Origin of the sequence: Megasphaera elsdenii DSM 20460, from assembly GCF_003010495.1 — a bacterium.
In the GTDB taxonomy this organism is placed as follows: domain Bacteria; phylum Bacillota; class Negativicutes; order Veillonellales; family Megasphaeraceae; genus Megasphaera; species Megasphaera elsdenii.
In genome coordinates this window covers 508222-524269 of record NZ_CP027570.1, presented here as the reverse complement: position 1 = coordinate 524269, position 16048 = coordinate 508222, and the positions used below count along the sequence as shown (strand labels likewise).

The 16048-nt window shown below is 49.4% G+C and carries 17 protein-coding genes and 1 tRNA gene; 12 read left to right on the top strand and 6 right to left on the bottom strand.

Going from position 1 to position 16048, the window contains the following annotated elements; all coding sequences use genetic code 11:
• Positions 1-2: 2 nt before the first annotated feature.
• The 10 genes from hisIE (at position 3) to C6362_RS02465 (ending at position 10707) form a co-directional block, all read left to right on the top strand.
• Positions 3-701 carry a bifunctional phosphoribosyl-AMP cyclohydrolase/phosphoribosyl-ATP diphosphatase HisIE gene (gene hisIE, locus C6362_RS02510; RefSeq protein WP_014015194.1) on the top strand — a complete coding sequence of 233 codons (699 nt, stop codon included), beginning with the start codon at positions 3-5 and terminating at the stop codon, positions 699-701.
• An 18-nt stretch (positions 702-719) separates the two neighbouring features.
• Positions 720-1838, top strand: a complete 1119-nt coding sequence (locus C6362_RS02505) for an HAD family hydrolase (protein ID WP_014015193.1) — start codon at positions 720-722, stop codon at positions 1836-1838.
• Positions 1839-1846: 8 nt separating this feature from the next.
• Positions 1847-2941, top strand: coding sequence for a mandelate racemase/muconate lactonizing enzyme family protein (locus C6362_RS02500; RefSeq protein WP_014015192.1), 1095 nt, complete (start codon positions 1847-1849; stop codon positions 2939-2941).
• Positions 2942-3063: 122 nt separating this feature from the next.
• Complete coding sequence (gene trmB, locus C6362_RS02495) at positions 3064-3768, top strand: tRNA (guanosine(46)-N7)-methyltransferase TrmB (RefSeq protein ID WP_014015191.1); 705 nt, start codon at positions 3064-3066, stop codon at positions 3766-3768.
• Positions 3722-5014, top strand: a complete 1293-nt coding sequence (locus C6362_RS02490) for an FtsW/RodA/SpoVE family cell cycle protein (protein WP_014015190.1) — start codon at positions 3722-3724, stop codon at positions 5012-5014. The genes trmB and C6362_RS02490 overlap by 47 nt, the downstream gene beginning before the upstream one ends.
• 16 nt (positions 5015-5030) lie before the next feature.
• Positions 5031-6296, top strand: coding sequence for a uracil permease (gene uraA / locus C6362_RS02485; RefSeq protein ID WP_014015189.1), 1266 nt, complete (start codon positions 5031-5033; stop codon positions 6294-6296).
• Between the two features lie 24 nt (positions 6297-6320).
• Positions 6321-7400, top strand: coding sequence for a [FeFe] hydrogenase H-cluster radical SAM maturase HydE (gene hydE / locus C6362_RS02480; RefSeq protein ID WP_014015188.1), 1080 nt, complete (start codon positions 6321-6323; stop codon positions 7398-7400).
• Positions 7401-7809: 409 nt separating this feature from the next.
• The gene (locus C6362_RS02475; protein WP_198407950.1) at positions 7810-8061 is read left to right on the top strand and encodes a DUF4160 domain-containing protein; all 252 of its coding nucleotides are present in this window, start codon (positions 7810-7812) and stop codon (positions 8059-8061) included.
• A 4-nt stretch (positions 8062-8065) separates the two neighbouring features.
• Complete coding sequence (locus C6362_RS02470) at positions 8066-8368, top strand: DUF2442 domain-containing protein (protein ID WP_036202415.1); 303 nt, start codon at positions 8066-8068, stop codon at positions 8366-8368.
• A 281-nt stretch (positions 8369-8649) separates the two neighbouring features.
• The gene (locus C6362_RS02465) at positions 8650-10707 is read left to right on the top strand and encodes a MobA/MobL family protein (protein WP_014015186.1); all 2058 of its coding nucleotides are present in this window, start codon (positions 8650-8652) and stop codon (positions 10705-10707) included.
• A gap of 1083 nt (positions 10708-11790) precedes the next feature.
• Here C6362_RS02465 and C6362_RS02460 read toward each other — a convergent pair.
• From C6362_RS02460 to C6362_RS02440, 5 genes are all read right to left on the bottom strand, one after another.
• Entirely contained in the window at positions 11791-11994 is a 204-nt protein-coding gene (locus C6362_RS02460; RefSeq protein WP_014015185.1) for a helix-turn-helix domain-containing protein, read from the bottom strand.
• Positions 11995-12395: 401 nt separating this feature from the next.
• Positions 12396-12824 (bottom strand): hypothetical protein, encoded by a 429-nt coding sequence (locus C6362_RS11765; RefSeq protein WP_155274713.1) that lies wholly within the window; start codon positions 12822-12824, stop codon positions 12396-12398.
• Positions 12825-12973: 149 nt separating this feature from the next.
• Complete coding sequence (locus C6362_RS02450; RefSeq protein WP_014015184.1) at positions 12974-13210, bottom strand: hypothetical protein; 237 nt, start codon at positions 13208-13210, stop codon at positions 12974-12976.
• Positions 13211-13273: 63 nt separating this feature from the next.
• The gene (locus tag C6362_RS02445; RefSeq protein ID WP_014015183.1) at positions 13274-13456 is read right to left on the bottom strand and encodes a hypothetical protein; all 183 of its coding nucleotides are present in this window, start codon (positions 13454-13456) and stop codon (positions 13274-13276) included.
• A 2-nt stretch (positions 13457-13458) separates the two neighbouring features.
• A complete protein-coding gene (locus C6362_RS02440) occupies positions 13459-13674 on the bottom strand; it encodes a helix-turn-helix transcriptional regulator (RefSeq protein ID WP_014015182.1) in 216 nt (71 codons plus the stop codon).
• Between the two features lie 134 nt (positions 13675-13808).
• Between C6362_RS02440 and C6362_RS02435 the strand changes: the two genes are divergently transcribed.
• Both C6362_RS02435 and C6362_RS02430 read left to right on the top strand, forming a co-directional pair.
• A complete protein-coding gene (locus C6362_RS02435; protein WP_014015181.1) occupies positions 13809-14405 on the top strand; it encodes a helix-turn-helix transcriptional regulator in 597 nt (198 codons plus the stop codon).
• 159 nt (positions 14406-14564) lie between these two features.
• Entirely contained in the window at positions 14565-15746 is a 1182-nt protein-coding gene (locus C6362_RS02430; protein ID WP_198407949.1) for a tyrosine-type recombinase/integrase, read from the top strand.
• A 158-nt stretch (positions 15747-15904) separates the two neighbouring features.
• On the opposite strand, the gene C6362_RS02425 is transcribed toward C6362_RS02430, so the two are convergent.
• Positions 15905-15993, bottom strand: a tRNA-Ser gene (locus tag C6362_RS02425).
• Between the last annotated feature and the right edge of the window lie 55 nt (positions 15994-16048).

The window sequence follows — 16048 nt, the reverse complement described above, 5'->3', positions numbered from 1 at the left end:
CGATGAAAGATATCAAATTTGATGAAAAAGGCCTGGTGCCGGCTGTCGTCCAGGAAGGATGCAGCGGCAAGGTCCTCATGGTGGCTTATATGAACGCTGAATCGCTGAAGCGCACCGTCGAAAGCGGTGACGCCTGGTATTACAGCCGCAGCCGTCAGGAATTATGGCATAAAGGCGAAACGTCGGGCCATTTCCAGCACGTCCGCTCCATTGCCGTCGACTGCGATGCCGACACGATCCTCTTGACGGTCGACCAGATCGGCGCCGCCTGCCATACAGGCCATAAATCGTGTTTCTTCCGGTCCATGACGGAATGGGAAAAGACTTACACCGGCAATCTCTCCATGCTGTCGGACCTGCGCGAAGAAATCAGTGAAAAGCGCGTCCATCCGACGGAAAAATCCTATACGGCCTACCTCTTGCAGACGGGCATCGACAAGATCTGCAAGAAAATCGGCGAAGAATCGTCGGAAGTCATCATTGCCGCCAAGAACGCCGACCCTGTCGTGAAAGACACGTCGGCCGAAGCAGACAACCTGCGCCTGGAAGTCTGCAAGGAATCGGCGGACCTCCTGTATCACCTGTCCGTCCTCTGGGAAGACACGGGCGTCACCGTCAACGACGTCATGAAGGTCCTGGAAGAACGGTCCCACGTCAAGGGCAACAAGAAGACCGTCGGCCATTTAGATAAGACTTTTTAGGGAAGAAGGGGAAGGCGCATGAAGAAAGTGATTTTTGACGTCGATGGCGTCTTGCTCAGTGAAAAGCGCTATTTCGACGTATCGGCCCTGGTCGTCTGGGAATGGTATTACAGTCCGCGCTATATGCACCTCAAACCGGAACGGATCACGGCCGACCTCGACGACGAGACCATCGCCGCCTTGCGGGCCCGTTTCTGGAGAAATGACGACATCTTATTGTGGCTCAAGAAACACGGCGTCAACAGCAACTGGGACATGGTCCACGCCCACATCGTCGTCACGCTGTGGCTCATGCTGGAACAGTACGTAGCCGACCACGGCTGCCTGGACGGCTGCCTGAAGAAAGTCGACGACGTCCAGTACCTGGGTTCCCTCCTGCGGGGCTATCCCGTGCCGACGGCAGACGACGTATACCGCCGCCTGGACAATGTCATTCCCGAACGGGCCGGCAAGGACGAGGTCTTTACTTATTTGACCGATGCCGTCCAGTCGTCCCTGGGGCCGAGCTCCCGCCAGTGGACGCCCCTCAATTCGCCCTTGTGGCAGATGGAATTTGAAGCTTTCCAGGACTGGTACTTCGGCGACGACCTCTACGAAAAGACCTACGGCAAGAAGCCGTATGCGCCGGGGAAGCCGGGCTTTTTGACGCGGGAAGAACCGCTGGGAACGGTCGACGGCATCCGCAATATGTTCAAGACCTTGAAGAAGCGGGGCTATCAGATCGCCATCGCCACGGGGCGGTCGAAGATGGAAATGGAGATTCCCTTCCAGACCTACGGCTGGCTCGATGAATTTGATGAACACTACGTAGCGACGTACAGCGACGTGGAAGAAGCCGAAGCCATGCTGCACATGTCCCTGGACAAGCCCAATCCCTTTGCCTATTACCTGGGGGCCTTCGGCAAGAACAAGAAACGTTATCTCGACTACGTCAGCCATCCCGATGACTTCAAGAAGGGCCTTTACTACGTCGTCGGTGACTCTCTGGCCGATGTCTGGTGTGCCCGGGCCATGGGGGCTACCATGATTGGGACCCTGACCGGCATCGACGGTCCGGCGGCCAAGCCCATGTTCCAGAAGGAACATGTCCGCTATATCGTCGACTCGGTCGAAGAGATTTTAGATATTTTACCATAGGAACTATCATGAAGATTACAGCTATTGAAATCGGGAAGATTGCCATTCCCTTGAAGACGCCGTTTATTACGGCCCTGCGCCGCGTCGACGTCGCCGAAGACCTGGTCGTCAAGGTCCATACCGACGACGGCCATACGGGCTACGGCAACGCGCCGGCGACGGTCGTCATCACCGGTGACAGCCACGAATCAGTCGCCGCTGCTATTCGATATACCATCGGGCCGAAACTCATCGGCCGGGATATCGACGACCGCGAAGATATCCTCGACACGATCCACCAATCCATGGTCCACAATACGTCGGCCAAAGCCGCTCTGGACATGGCCGTCCACGACCTCTTCGGCCAGCGCTACGGCCTGCCCCTGTATCGTTTCTTCGGCGGCCGCAAGACGCGCATCGCATCGGACCTTACGATCAGCATCAATGACCCGGCTGGGATGGCGGCCGATGCGTGCCAGGCCGTCGCTCTGGGCTACCGTCACTTGAAGTTGAAAGTCGGCATCGACCCGGCCATTGATTTCCAGCGCGTCGCCGCCATCCGCCAGGCCGTCGGGCCGGATATCACCATCCGCCTCGATGCCAACCAGGGCTGGAAGCCGAAAGAAGCCATCCGCCTCATCGGCCGCATGGAAGACGCCGGCCTCGACATCGAACTGGTCGAACAACCCGTGGCCGCCGCCGACTTTGAAGGCCTGAAACAGGTCACGGATCACGTGGCGACGGACATCATGGCCGACGAATCGGCCTTCAGTGCGAAAGACGTCTTCCGCCTCCTGGCCATGCGGGCCTGCGACCTCATCAACATCAAACTCATGAAGGCCGGCGGTCTGGGACCGGCCGCCCAGATCGCCGCCATGGCCGATGCCGCCGGCGTCGGCTGCATGATGGGCTGCATGCTGGAAAGCAAAGTCGGCATCACCGCCGCGGCCGCCCTGTCTGCCGGCAAGGCCGTCATCACCAAGAACGACCTCGATGCGGCCGACCTCATGGCTGCCGACCCCGTCCGGGGCGGCATCACCTATGACAAAGACCACCTCGTCGTCCCCGACGCGCCGGGCCTGGGCATTACGGCCATTGAAGGTTGGCAGCCATTAAAAGATTGACACCGGCGCCGACATTTTTTATAATAAAATAAGTCTGAAAAAGTTAGTTATGGAACCCTTCGGCTTGTACAGCAGGTCTGAAGGGTTCTTGTGCGATGAATCATTTTTTATAAGGAGGCAACATGCGTTTACGAAGAAAACCGTGGATTGACGAGGCTATCAAGGATTACAGTGATTTTCTCCATCTGGAAAGCTGCGAAAGCTATAAGGGGAAATGGCGGACCCTGTTCAAGGACCCTGATGCACCGCTGTGGGTCGAACTGGGGACGGGGAAGGGGAACTTCATTTCCCAGATGGCCCAGATCCATAAGGATGTCAATTTCATCGGCATCGAAATCCAGGTCGGTGTCCTCTACTATGCCGGCAAGAAGTGTGCCGCTGCCGAAGTGGATAACGTCCAGCTCCTGCGCTTCGACGTGGCCCGGCTGGAAGATATTTTTGCGCCCGGCGAAGTAGACCGCTTCTTCATCAATTTCTGCGACCCCTGGCCCAAGAAGCGCCATGCCAAGCGGCGCCTGACGTATCGCGGTTTCCTCGACCGCTACGCACGGCTCCTCCGTGAGGGTGGCCAAATTTACTTTAAGTCCGATAATGCGGGCCTCTTCGATTTCACACTGGAAGAATTTCGGGAATGTGGCTGGCCCTTGTCAGAAGTGACGTACGATTTGCATAACAGCTCCATTTTGAATGAAGCCATGACGGAATATGAAGCGAAGTTCAGCGCTAAGGGACAGCCTATTTTCCATTGCGTCGCTACGCGTCCCAAGGAAGTGATTGCTCATGTTAAAACCCAGATTGACCGTCAAGACCCGGCACCGGAGGACTAACGTTCTCTGGCTGGTAGGGATATTTTCCCTTCTCATCGTCATCGGCATGGAAAATATCCTCAGCTCGACCTTTGTCCTAGACGGCGGCAGCACGGTCTACGGCTATCTTCTGAAGCAGCTGGTCTTCCTGGTCATAGGCCTGCTGACAGCCCGGGGAATCTGGCATCTGGGCTATCAGTGGCTGCGCCATTGGTGCAGGCTCTTTTTCCTGGCCAGCGTTCTCTTGCTCTTCGCCGTCAAAGCCTTTGGCATCACTGTCAACGGGGCCCAGCGCTGGCTGGGCTATGACATCGTATCGTTCCAGCCATCGGAATTTGCTAAGCTGGCAGCCATCGTCTGCATGGCAGCGGCTTTGACCTTCTTTTGGGACTGCCACGGCGAGAAGGCAGCCGTCATCGGCAGATTTGTCAAAAATTGGCATGTCGAAGAGTGGGAGCCCTTTTTATTGAAGAAAGACAGGCTTTTCAAAAGTTATGGTCTGCTCTGTCTCATCCCACCGCTGATCCTGTCCGCCATTATCCTGCTCCAGCCGGATGCCGGCACGGCTATCATCCTTTTTGTACCGCCGGTGTTGATGCTCATTTGCAGCGGCATCCCCTTCTATGACCGTCATTGGCCGTGGTGGAAGGTACTCGTGTTTGTCATTGTGACCTTGGCCATCATCGGTCTGTCCTTTTATTTCTTTGCCCATGATTATCAGAAAGACCGCATCCGGGCCTGGTGGAATCCTGATCCCTATAAGAAGACAATCGGCTATCAGATATATCAGAGCCTCGTCGCCATCGGTTCCGGCGGCGTCTGGGGACAGGGGATGGGGACGGGCATCAGCAAGTTCAGTTATCTGCCCGAAGCCCATACGGACTTTGCCTATGCCATCATCTGCCAGGAATGGGGCTTCCTGGGGGCTATCCTGGTCCTGGTCGTGTTCCTGGCCTTGATTTATTTCGGCGTCCAGGCGGCCGGTTCCTGTCAGGACCGGTTCGGCATGTTCCTGGCCATGGGCATCACTTTTTCCCTCGGCGGCCAGGGCCTGGTCAACATGGCCATGGTCACGGACTGTTTTCCCGTCGTCGGCGTCCCGCTGCCTTTCATCAGTTATGGCGGGTCGTCCCTCATTTTGAACCTCATTTCCGCGGCCTTGCTGCTGCGCATCAGTTATGACAATTACATCGACGCCGCCCGGGCGCAGGACATGACGGACCATCAGGCCTGGCAGGCTTTGCGGCCGCCCTTTATTCGGCATTAGAATTTAGGAGGATTTTATGGAACAACGAAGAATTATACATGTAGAAGAACGGCTTCCCATCTTGCCGACGATTCCTTTAAGTTTACAGCATCTTTTTGCTATGTTCGGATCGACGGTCCTGGTACCGTTCCTGCTCCACGTCGACCCGGCGACGGCCCTGTTCATGAACGGCGTCGGTACGCTCCTTTACCTGACTATTTGTAAATGGCGCCTGCCGGCATACCTCGGTTCGAGTTTCGCCTTCATCTCGCCGGTCCTGGCCGTCTGCTCGACGTCGGGCATGTCTTATGGCGACGCCCAGGGGGGCTTCATCGTCTTCGGCCTGTCCTTCATGGTCCTGGCGGCCATTGTCGACAAAGTCGGCACCAAGTGGATCGACGTCCTCTTTCCGCCGGCTGCCATGGGTTCTATCGTAGCCATCATCGGCCTGGAACTGGCACCGCTGGCCATGAATATGTCCGGCTATATGGGCGAAGTCCAGGGCATGTCCAATGAAACGGCCATGATCATCTCGACGTTTACCCTGGTCGTCACCATCCTGGCTACCGTTCTCGGCCGGGGCTTCATCGGCATCATTCCCATCCTCATCGGCGTCATCGCTGGGTATATCCTGTCCTTCTTCATGGGCGTCGTCGACTGGACCCATGTCCAGGAAATGCCTTGGTTTGCCATCCCGACCTTCTACAAACCAGAATTTAATCTCAGTGCCATCATGATGATCATGCCGGCCCTGTTCGTCGTCCTGGCAGAACACCTGGGCCACCTCTTCGTCACCAGCGATATCGTCGGCCGCGACCTCATCAAGGACCCGGGCCTGCACCGGTCCCTCTTTGCCGACGGCTTGTCCAACGTCCTGTCCGGCCTGGTCGGTTCGACGCCGAATACGACATATGGTGAAAACATGGGCGTCATGGCCATTACCGGCGTATACAGCACGTGGGTCATCGGCGGCGCTGCCGTCTTTGCCATCCTCTTTTCCTTCATCGGCAAGATCGCAGCCCTCATCCACGCCATCCCGACACCGGTCATGGGCGGCGTCTGCATCCTCTTATTCGGCTTCATCGCCGCTTCGGGCCTGCGCATGCTCGTAGAAAAGAAGGTCGACTATACGCGCTCGAAGAACCTCATCCTCACGGCTGTCACCATGATTTCCGGCCTCAGCGGGGCGACTATCATCCTCGGGCCGGTCCAGCTCAAGGGCATGGGCCTGGCTACGGTCGTGGCCATGGTCATGAGCCTCGTTTTCCTGTTCTTTGAAAAAATCCATTGGGCCAACGAATAAGGCGGCCTGAAAGGAGTTCCGTCTATGACTATTTCCCAACCGAAAACCCGCGACGATTTGATTGCGCTCCTCTCGATTACCGATCCTGATGAACTCCAGGCTCTCTATGATGCGGCTTATGCCGTCAAGGCTGCCAATGTGGGCCGCGTCGTCTATTACCGGGGCCTTGTCGAATTTTCCAATTACTGCATCAAAGACTGCAAATACTGCGGCATCCGCAAGAGCAATGACGAAGTGGAACGCTTCGACACGCCGCGCGACGATATCCTGGCCATGGCCCGCTGGGCCTGGGAAAACCGTTACGGATCCCTGACCCTCCAGTCCGGCGAACGGCAGGATGAAGCCTTCATCGACTACGTCGAAGGCCTCGTCCGCGACATCAAGGACCTGAGCCACGGCGAACTGGGCCTGACCCTCTGCGTCGGCGAACAGACGGAAGACACGTACCGCCGCTGGTTCGAGGCCGGTGCCCACCGCTATCTCCTGCGCATCGAAACGAGCAATCCTGACCTCTACGCCACCCTCCATCCTCAGGACGGCCATCACCGCTGGCAGGTCCGCAAGGATTGCCTGGACAGCCTGCGCCGCATCGGCTATCAGGTAGGGACGGGCGACATGATCGGCCTGCCCGGCCAGACCCTGGGTGACTTGGCTGATGACATCCTCTTCTACCGCGACATGGATATCGACATGATCGGCATGGGGCCGTACGTCGTCCATCACAATACGCCTGTCGGCAAACAGGTACTGGCCGGCGGCCTGGACAGCGACGAGGAAAAACGGCGGCGCCTGGAACTGGGCCTCAAGATGATTGCCGTCACGCGTCTCTTCCTGCCCGACGTCAACATCGCCGCCACGACGGCCCTCCAGGCCCTCCATCCCCTGGGACGGGAACTGGGCCTCAAAGCCGGGGCCAACGTCCTCATGCCCATCGTCACGGTCCCCAAATACCGGCCGCAGTACCTCTTATACGACAACAAACCCTGCGTCGACGAAGTACCGGACCAGTGCAAGAACTGCATCAGCGCCCGCGTCGCCTCCGTAGGCGACACCATCGGCCTGGGACAATGGGGCGACTCGCCGCACTTTTTCCATAAAAAGTAGGGGCGCCCAAGTGCGCCCCGCCGGTCGCAGTTCGCAGGCCGCAGGCCGCTTCAGAATCAGATTGACAACATCACTTCAGAATACTCGTGACTCGTAAAAAAAGCCCCGATTGGGGCCTTTGCTAACCACTCAAAAAGGGCTGTCGCATGTGCGACAGCCCTTTTTGGAAGCTGGCGGAAAGGGTAATACAATGCCTTATTTACTCTGCTTTTTATCAATATTTTTATAAATTAAGCAAGAAATAAGCAGTTATCATATTTATTGCGCTTTTTGTTATCTCTGCCAGGTGGCCCGGTTTATTTTGCCGGGCTTTTTATATGGTCGATTTTTTCGATAAAAATAGGTGAATGTGATATAATGGAAAAAAGATTGTTGGGGGGGAGATGTGTACCTAATGCCTTTGATTAGTATGTTCTTTGGTATCCGTATCACTATTTATTATAGCGACCATAATCCACCACATATCCATGCAGAATACGCAGGAAATAAAGCCTTGATTGATATACAAAATGCTTGTATTATTCGTGGGTTCTTACCGAATCGGCAATTAAAAATCGTGTTAGCTTGGTGTGTGATGTATCAAGATGAGCTTATGCAGAACTGGGAACTGGTTAAAGATGGAAAGGAACCCGTCCCCGTACCGCCAATGAGAAAGGGGTGATTTTATGAACGATTTCATTCCGGAAGTTTTACAAGCCATTCCTGGTGAAGGTTATTCTATCTTCGTATATTTTAATGATGGAACCGTACGGCAATATGATGCTTCCCAATTAATTACTCAGCCCGGCGTTTTTCAAAAGTTACAGGATTTAAATACATTTCGCTCGTGCATGACTGTATTGAACGGTACTGTTGCCTGGGACTTGGAGGGGAATCGCGACGAAACACGGTGTATAGATATTGACCCCTTTACTGTGTACGATTCGCCAGTCGTAAAGGACCCGTTGGATAACGCACAAACAGCATAATTATGAGTTCGCTAGAAGCCCTGCAATCAATGCCGGGCTTTTTTTGCTTTATAAAAATTATCTCGATAATCTCAATGGCGAATGCTATAATAAAGGCATAAGGAACGAATCAAAAACAATTGGATGCGCATTTACCCATGTCTCTCCGAGACGTGGTCATGCGCTTTCCGCCAGCAGCGGAAAGGGCCTCCTTCGGAGGACGCCTGCGGCGTAGGCCACAAGTGGCCTGTCAATATATGGAATGCTATTTATAAATTTTCTATAATCTTTTGAGGTGGGCTATGGCACTCTATTATTTCGGCAATCATCCCCATGCAACAAGGGCAGACGGAACAAAAATAAATACGCGTGCACATTATGACTACATATGCCGTGAGGGAATCTATGCCAATATGAAGGGCAAGAAGGAAGACCTCGTCTTCACCTGTTCTGGGAACCTGCCGGAATGGGCACAGGATGCTGGGAAATTCTGGGATGCTGCCGAAGCCAACCGTCGTGTCAAAGGCCGGGCATACCGTGAAATTCGCATGGGATTGCAGGAAGAATTGAGCCTAGATGACAATATCGCCTTAGTCGAAGAGTTCCTAAAAGAATCCAGAATCGGCAAAAATCACGCCTTTACCTATGCCATTCATGATAAAGAAGCTGCCTATGATCCTGACCACCGAAACATTCACTGTCACCTTATGTTCTGTGAAAAAAGCATAGAAAAAGACCGTCCCCTTGGTCCGGATATGTATTTCAAGCAGTATGCCGTCAATCAATATGGGGAACCTTGCTCCGGGTATCGGGCCGACCGATTTTATCATGACAGACATGGAAATATTACTATGCGCAAGATGTGGGCTGACATCGTCAATCGCAAATTCAAGGAACTGGGTCTAAATCAGGAAATCAGCGAAAAATCCCTGGCTGCCCAGCGTCAGGACATGTTGGACCAGGGACGTTTTGAAGAAGCTGAAAAGCTGGACAGGATTCCTGCGCCTCATTTAGGCGAAGCCTACAAGAACCCGAAAGTCATGGAACGGATTCAGGAACGGGTACGGGAAATCGATGAACAGACGGACTCTGTGGATAGTGATGAAGCTGGAACCACGGCAACGGATACTACGGATACAGAAGACAGCGTCATGGAACAGAAAATTACCTGTTTTGCCATTGATAAGGTGCTGCGCCGGGTCATCAAGGAAATCGAACAGGAAGAACAGCGCATCCGTCATGAAGAAATCATGGAAATGGAAGCCAAGCTGGCTGCCGAAGCCGATGATGAACAGGCAGAAGAACTGGCTAATGAACCGATTGTTGTCACGGCAAATGATGTCTATGCTGGACTGAAGGCACGGGCTAAGGAACAGGCGAAGAAACAGGCGGAACAGCTGGCAGAATATAAAGAAATCAAGGCTAGAGTCATACCAGAAAGCTTATTTAGACACATAGCTATCGAACGTGTCGTTGGCAGGGACTATTATAATCTCAAAAAACGCCATCAGCGCATTCAGGAAGAACTCAAGCCGATGGAAAAGAAATATATCGAGCTGAAAGATGTTCGATATGAACAGAAAAAGGAATTCTATCTGGCTTATTCAGACAAGCTGCGTCAAAAACAGACTATGGAAAAACAGTTGAAGGCGTATGATGAAGAACTGCGCAATAGAGAATCTGACATTCAGCACATCGCGGACGAACTGTCCCAACAGAACAAAACTATCCAGGAAGAAGCCAAAAAAATCTACTGCGAAGTCGTCAAGGCCAAGAATCAGGAAAAAATGTACCTGGCAAAAGCTGCCGAACTTAAAGAAAACGTCCCAGATTCGGATACTATTCTGTATTCACGGCAGCTGCCGAAGCTCGTTATGCGCCACAGCAAGCTAGAAGGTTGCAAACCGTTGAAAGACTTCCAAATTCTGTCACGAAACGGGCGGGCTTATGTGGTCCTGAGTGATATACAGGCGGAGAAATTGGAACCCAAAAAAAAGACGGCACTCCTTTTGGGAGATACCGTTGAAAAAGGCCGGGCCTCTGTGTATATGCTGACTATGGGAACCGATGGGAAGGAAATTCTCGATGTTTCACGGACTAAAGAAAGCGTCTGTCTCTATGGCGATGCCAAGAAAACAATTCTCAAACGAGGAACGGAAAATCACTATCTGCCTCATGCGGAAGCTGTCAATCAACAACATCAGACGGAAGTCTTGGGGAAAATCAATCAGTTCCTGGAAAAAGCTGTCGAAGATACTCGCAGTCGCTATCAGGCCTGGTGGGATGACGAAGATCATAGCCAAAAGAAAGATGAACTGAAACGGGTCGAAGAAGAAATGTATCGTGGCTGGAGTATGTAGATTTCATTCATGAGTCTCTATTTTCATGATTCCATAAAACATGGGATTGACTCTTTTTTCTGACTATGGTATGGCTATATATATAGATAGTACGGCAAATTGCCCACTCGGGAACGAATGTTCTTAAAATGCGTGTCGTGGCCGTGGTTAAGCTGTGCAATGACATTTTAGGGAGTGGGCAATTTGCCGTACCGGAACCGCCAGTTTTTATGTTTCAGACTGTTAAGCAGTGGGCAAATTGCCGTACTGGTAGTGGGCAAATTGCCCACTCGACACTTTAATTTTATGGGGGCTTATAGCTTTCCCAATCGGCTGTCATTTTATATATAGCATGAGGAAAATGTTCACCGTTAGAGGACATATTTTGATATGGGGGATTGCTCTCCGAATCTTTCTTGATAGGATCTGACATAACTTGCACAATACTTGAAAAACGCTCTATATGCAATTTTAACGCTATTTTGGCGATTGCCGGTGAATTTGTATAAAGACGTAATAAAAACGACTTAAAACGCCGCATGGAGCAAACGGCCTTCCAATCGTTGCGCTGCAATGATGGGGGCTTTTTGTTTTCTTAAAGCTCTCTACGGTCTTTTTCGGTAACCCTGCAAGGCATTAGGTAACAGCTTGCGACGTCGAGTGATGATTGTTCAAAGGACGAAAATATCAATCTTTTCTGCTGGAGTAAGAGATAATTTTGATATGGACGATTGCTGTCCGAATCTTTCTTGAAGAATCCCTCTTGACTCGTATAATGCTTGAAAAACGCTCTGTATGCGATTTTGACGCACTTTCACAATACTATAGATAAAAATTACTAAAGGCACAATAAAACGCATTAAAACTCCGTATAAGACGAAATACGCATACATGACACAAGACTGTTTCTCTTTCGTCTGCTTATGGGCCTTCAAATCGCTGGGTTGCGATAATGGGGGCCCTTTTTGATTGCTAAAAGCTCTCTAAGGTCTTCTGCGTTGACCATGCAAGGCATCGGGAGACGGCTTGCAATGTCGAGTGATGATTGTTTTTTGCCGATAGCACCTCGTTCCTTTTCCAAAGCTTGAGCTGTTCAGAGGCGTTTCAGAGGCCGAAAATATCAATCTTTTCTGCTGGAGTAAGAGACAATAATTCGCTAAACAAAATGGCATCATCACAAGTAATCGCTACTCTCCCGTTCATTTTGTGAGCAATAGAAGACCGAGAGCAGCCAAGCGCCTTTGCAGCGTCTGCATACGTCTTTCCTTGTTCGACAAACTTTCCTTTCAATTTATTCAGTGCTACCATACTTTCACCTTCCTACTGTCTTCATAAGTACAATAAAACATGGGTTGACTCTTTTTTCTGACTAGGGTATATGCTGTATTGGTGGTGGGCAAATTGCCCACTCGACGTTTTAATTTTTTTATGGCCCTTGAAGAGTGCCCCAATTACGGGGGGAGATGGTATATCTATAGATATATGTGCCTAATGGGAGAAAGTAACGTGATATTGAGAATGGCTTAACCATCGCATTAACTCGTGTTATTATTCTCCTAATTGGAGAATGAAAAGTGATTTTCGTTGAAAATTTTTGCTATCATTCACCTAATTGGAGAATGATTAAAAACAGCTATTAATGGCTTAAGCAAGCCATTTAGTCGACTTTTTGGGGAAAATCATTATTCTCCCATTAGGCACATGGGATTTTAATCGTTTGGGCGGTAAGACTGCCACTTATCTGACAGCTTATAAATCGACAGAGATTGCGTTTTTTTGCCCGTACTCAACCGTTCAATGAAGCCAACTGTTTCGAGGGTCTTTATATCCGCGTAGTACTTCCGATTTGTTGGCTTGTATAATCCGTATTTGACAGCGACAGCCAGCCCCATATAAAAAACTTCATCGCGACGGTACTTGTCTACTCCTGGATAATCGTCTCTTGGCAAATGCTTTCGGGATGGATCATTGGCCTTATAATTTCCACGTCGCCAACAGCAAAAAAGTAAGCGAATCTGATTGCCAGATAGTTCTCGAAAAGCAGAACTGTGTTCCACTGATTTGGGGATACAGATGAAGCCGCCTTCTTTTTTATCCTTAGCTTGCCACGACGGCCAGTTGCGCCCTTTTCGACTCATGTAACCACTCCCCCGTCAATCGCTTGAAGGTCGCTTTCTGGTTATTTTCATTGCTCAATCGCCTCAATTCGTATATAATCAAATAGAAAAGTCGTTAGCTGCGGCTTTCTTTTTCCCCTGTCGAGTCTGCACACTCGCCAGGGGATTTTTCATTTTTGCAAATACTTTTTATCCTGATTTGTAAGCCATTCTTGAAAACGGTAAAGCGGGACGAGTTTCAGTGTTTTACTGATTTCAATAACCGCGTGTTCATTGCCTTCTTCAGCAGCAAAGGCGTTTAAAAGCCGCCATACAGTAGTTCTTGACAGGTGCAAGAGTTTGGCCAGTTGTGAGGGCCTTACATATACCATTGAATCGAGATTATTTTTTGATTTATAGACTTCCATGGTTTCATTCTCCTTTCAAATATGGGTGCATAATGAGCTTGCTTAATTCCTGGCAGGGAAATTTTATTCGTTATCTTTTTTGGGGAATTTCTGAGTGACGCCCCAAGTTTCGGGGATATACAACAGGCAGCAGCCGACACTATCAAAAGGGCATCCCTGGCAGTCAGGGTTGTCCAATTTAAAATACAAGCAGAATCGTTCAAGATACTTCGCTGTTTCTATTGCGCATTTCTTCGTGTATTTCATAGCTATCCTTCTTCCTTAATCAGCATTTGTGGTTCAACATTCAAGGCATGAGCAATTTTATAGGCAGTTATCATACTTGCACGCCGCCGCCCGGCTTTTAAAGCGAATAAGGTCGATTGAGTTACAGATGAATGGCGGGCCAGTTCTGCCCATGTCCATAAATGCTCATGTGACAACTGTTCTACTTTTTCCATATCTATAGAGACTGTGTTTTTCATTCTTTTTACCTCCCATTAATACCTTATAAAGGTATAATACATTAAAAAGGTATTAATGTCAATATCTTTTTATCGTTTTTTATTGACCTCTATACGCGTTTTAGGTAAAATGGGTATAAAGGAGGGAGGAAACTATGATATTCAATGAAAATCTAAAGCGGTATAGAGAAAATACTGGATGTACTGCAAAAGAATTTGCAAAAATTATTGATTTACCATATACGACATACATATCATATGAGAATCAAGGTCGTGAACCTAAATACGATACATTAAAAAAAATTGCGTCTACGTTACATGTTTCTATAGATGATTTATTAGGGTATGATCCAGGTCAGATAGACGATTTAGAAGAAGAGCTGGCTTTCTGTAAAAATAATGGTTTTACTGTTTTTCGATGGAGAGATTCACATGTTGTCATTGCATATAATCCAGAAAATCAACCTGTGCAGATACCTGATTTTACAGAACAACCGGACTTTATATTTAGCGTTTCTGATTTAATTTTTTTTACTTTCGATAATGAATGGTTTATGGACATAATGCGTGAGGCTACTATTTCTAAAAAATATACAAAAGCTAAAGATGCGCTATTGGCCAATACACTGCAAATGACTATTTTTAATATCGTTTTCAACTTACTCAGTAATTCACTTAATCATACTAAGGATGCTTTGGATAAAAAGTTATATACGGAGGCTTTGAATAAACTCAAACATCAAAAAAGATAATACTTTATTTCATGATGAAATTTACCTAAAAACGAAAAAAACGCCGTATATCTCCATTCATGAAGATTACGCCGTATACCCATAGACCAACCATAACGAGTTTGCTTAATTCCTGGCAGGGATACAAGAAGACGCGTGAAAGGTAGGGTTACTATGTGGATGGTTGAATTAAAAAATAGTAAAGGTACAAGATACTCATACCGGGAACGGTTTACGGATCCGGTGACAGGGAAGAAGATTCCCCTGTCCGTTACGATGAACAGCAAATCAAGGCACGCTCAACGAGTGGCCCGGCAACTGTTGCAAGAAAAGTATGATAAGCGTTTAGCTGCTGTGGGGGCGGCTCAAAAGCATAAAAAGAACCTTCTTTTTACGGCTGTTTGTGATGAATGGCAAGAAGCGATTGCGCCAACGGTCAAGATTGAAACACGCCATTCGCAAGACTGCTATTGCAAGCGTATCAAACGGGGCGTACCCGATGAATTATTGTTTGCTGATTTTACCCCGGCCATGGCCGAAAAACTTGTTTCCAATATGTATTATAAAGAAATGCTGTCTTACTCCTATTCCGTGACGACATTAGTCACCATCAAGCGAATTATGCGGTATGCGAAAAAGGCAGGCTACATCGATGATGTATCTGATTTTGAAGAGCTTACTTTAAAACGCCGCCCCGCGACGCCGCAAGAATTGGAGAAAAGAACCAATAAATTCTTGAATGAAGATGAAAGGCAGGAATGTTTCAGACAGCTTCGCAAAATGTCCCCGCGGCTGGCCCTGGCAATGGAATTTATCACCTTGACGGGCCTTCGCTGCGGCGAATTACTGGCCCTGCGCTGGCAGGACGTCGATATAAATAAAAGACAGGCCAATATTAATGGCACGCTTTTAAAGTCGGCCAGGAATGGGGAAGACATACAGCGCGGCACGCCAAAAAACATTTATTCTTATCGGACAATTGACTTGAACAGCCGGTCCATTGCTATTTTAAAATGGTTCCAGGTTGATAATAAGCGCATGGAATTGTGGAGGCCACGCACGAATTGCATTAGCCGTACATACAAGGATAGAGGCTATATCTTCACGACCAGGACGGGCGCGCCCTATAATATTCAGTTCATCAATACCAAGCTTCGTCAAGTGGTGATTCCAGGCAAAAAAATAAGCACGCACATTTTCCGGCATACCCACATCAGTATGCTGGCAGAAATGAACGTGCCCTTGAAAGCCATCATGCAGCGCGTCGGCCATAATGATCCGAATACGACGCTACAAATTTATACACATGTCACTAATGCCATGCGTGAAGATCTGCAGAAGAAGCTAGAGATGATTCAATAAGCGTGGCATGGCTCAAAACGATTAAGCAGAAATTAAGCAGAATTAAGCAAAAATGCGAAAAAGCAGGAAACGCTCGACATTCTCAAAAAGCCCTGTACATGCGATAAATAAAAGGGTTTTCAAAAGTGTGAAACGTTCCTGCTCCCTGCTAAAATCAATGGCGGAAAGGGTGGGATTCGAACCCACGGTGCGTTGCCGCATCACTAGTTTTCAAGACTAGCTCCTTAAACCACTCGGACACCTTTCCATAACGAAACTATTATAGCAGAGTTTTTACAATTCCGTCAAGGACGGCGCAGGGA

What these genes read in the sequence shown, in the direction of transcription:
- uraA (WP_014015189.1), top strand. Translation starts at nt 5,031, where the DNA reads ATGGAACAACGAAGAATTATACATGTAGAAGAACGGCTTCCCATCTTG.
- C6362_RS02500 (WP_014015192.1), top strand. Translation starts at nt 1,847, where the DNA reads ATGAAGATTACAGCTATTGAAATCGGGAAGATTGCCATTCCCTTGAAG.
- C6362_RS02465 (WP_014015186.1), top strand. Translation starts at nt 8,650, where the DNA reads ATGGCACTCTATTATTTCGGCAATCATCCCCATGCAACAAGGGCAGAC.
- hydE (WP_014015188.1), top strand. Translation starts at nt 6,321, where the DNA reads ATGACTATTTCCCAACCGAAAACCCGCGACGATTTGATTGCGCTCCTC.
- C6362_RS02475 (WP_198407950.1), top strand. Translation starts at nt 7,810, where the DNA reads ATGTTCTTTGGTATCCGTATCACTATTTATTATAGCGACCATAATCCA.
- C6362_RS02470 (WP_036202415.1), top strand. Translation starts at nt 8,066, where the DNA reads ATGAACGATTTCATTCCGGAAGTTTTACAAGCCATTCCTGGTGAAGGT.
- C6362_RS02430 (WP_198407949.1), top strand. Translation starts at nt 14,565, where the DNA reads ATGGTTGAATTAAAAAATAGTAAAGGTACAAGATACTCATACCGGGAA.
- C6362_RS11765 (WP_155274713.1), bottom strand. Translation starts at nt 12,824, where the DNA reads ATGAGTCGAAAAGGGCGCAACTGGCCGTCGTGGCAAGCTAAGGATAAA.
- C6362_RS02490 (WP_014015190.1), top strand. Translation starts at nt 3,722, where the DNA reads ATGTTAAAACCCAGATTGACCGTCAAGACCCGGCACCGGAGGACTAAC.
- hisIE (WP_014015194.1), top strand. Translation starts at nt 3, where the DNA reads ATGAAAGATATCAAATTTGATGAAAAAGGCCTGGTGCCGGCTGTCGTC.
- C6362_RS02435 (WP_014015181.1), top strand. Translation starts at nt 13,809, where the DNA reads ATGATATTCAATGAAAATCTAAAGCGGTATAGAGAAAATACTGGATGT.
- C6362_RS02460 (WP_014015185.1), bottom strand. Translation starts at nt 11,994, where the DNA reads ATGGTAGCACTGAATAAATTGAAAGGAAAGTTTGTCGAACAAGGAAAG.
- C6362_RS02445 (WP_014015183.1), bottom strand. Translation starts at nt 13,456, where the DNA reads ATGAAATACACGAAGAAATGCGCAATAGAAACAGCGAAGTATCTTGAA.
- C6362_RS02440 (WP_014015182.1), bottom strand. Translation starts at nt 13,674, where the DNA reads ATGAAAAACACAGTCTCTATAGATATGGAAAAAGTAGAACAGTTGTCA.
- C6362_RS02450 (WP_014015184.1), bottom strand. Translation starts at nt 13,210, where the DNA reads ATGGAAGTCTATAAATCAAAAAATAATCTCGATTCAATGGTATATGTA.
- trmB (WP_014015191.1), top strand. Translation starts at nt 3,064, where the DNA reads ATGCGTTTACGAAGAAAACCGTGGATTGACGAGGCTATCAAGGATTAC.
- C6362_RS02505 (WP_014015193.1), top strand. Translation starts at nt 720, where the DNA reads ATGAAGAAAGTGATTTTTGACGTCGATGGCGTCTTGCTCAGTGAAAAG.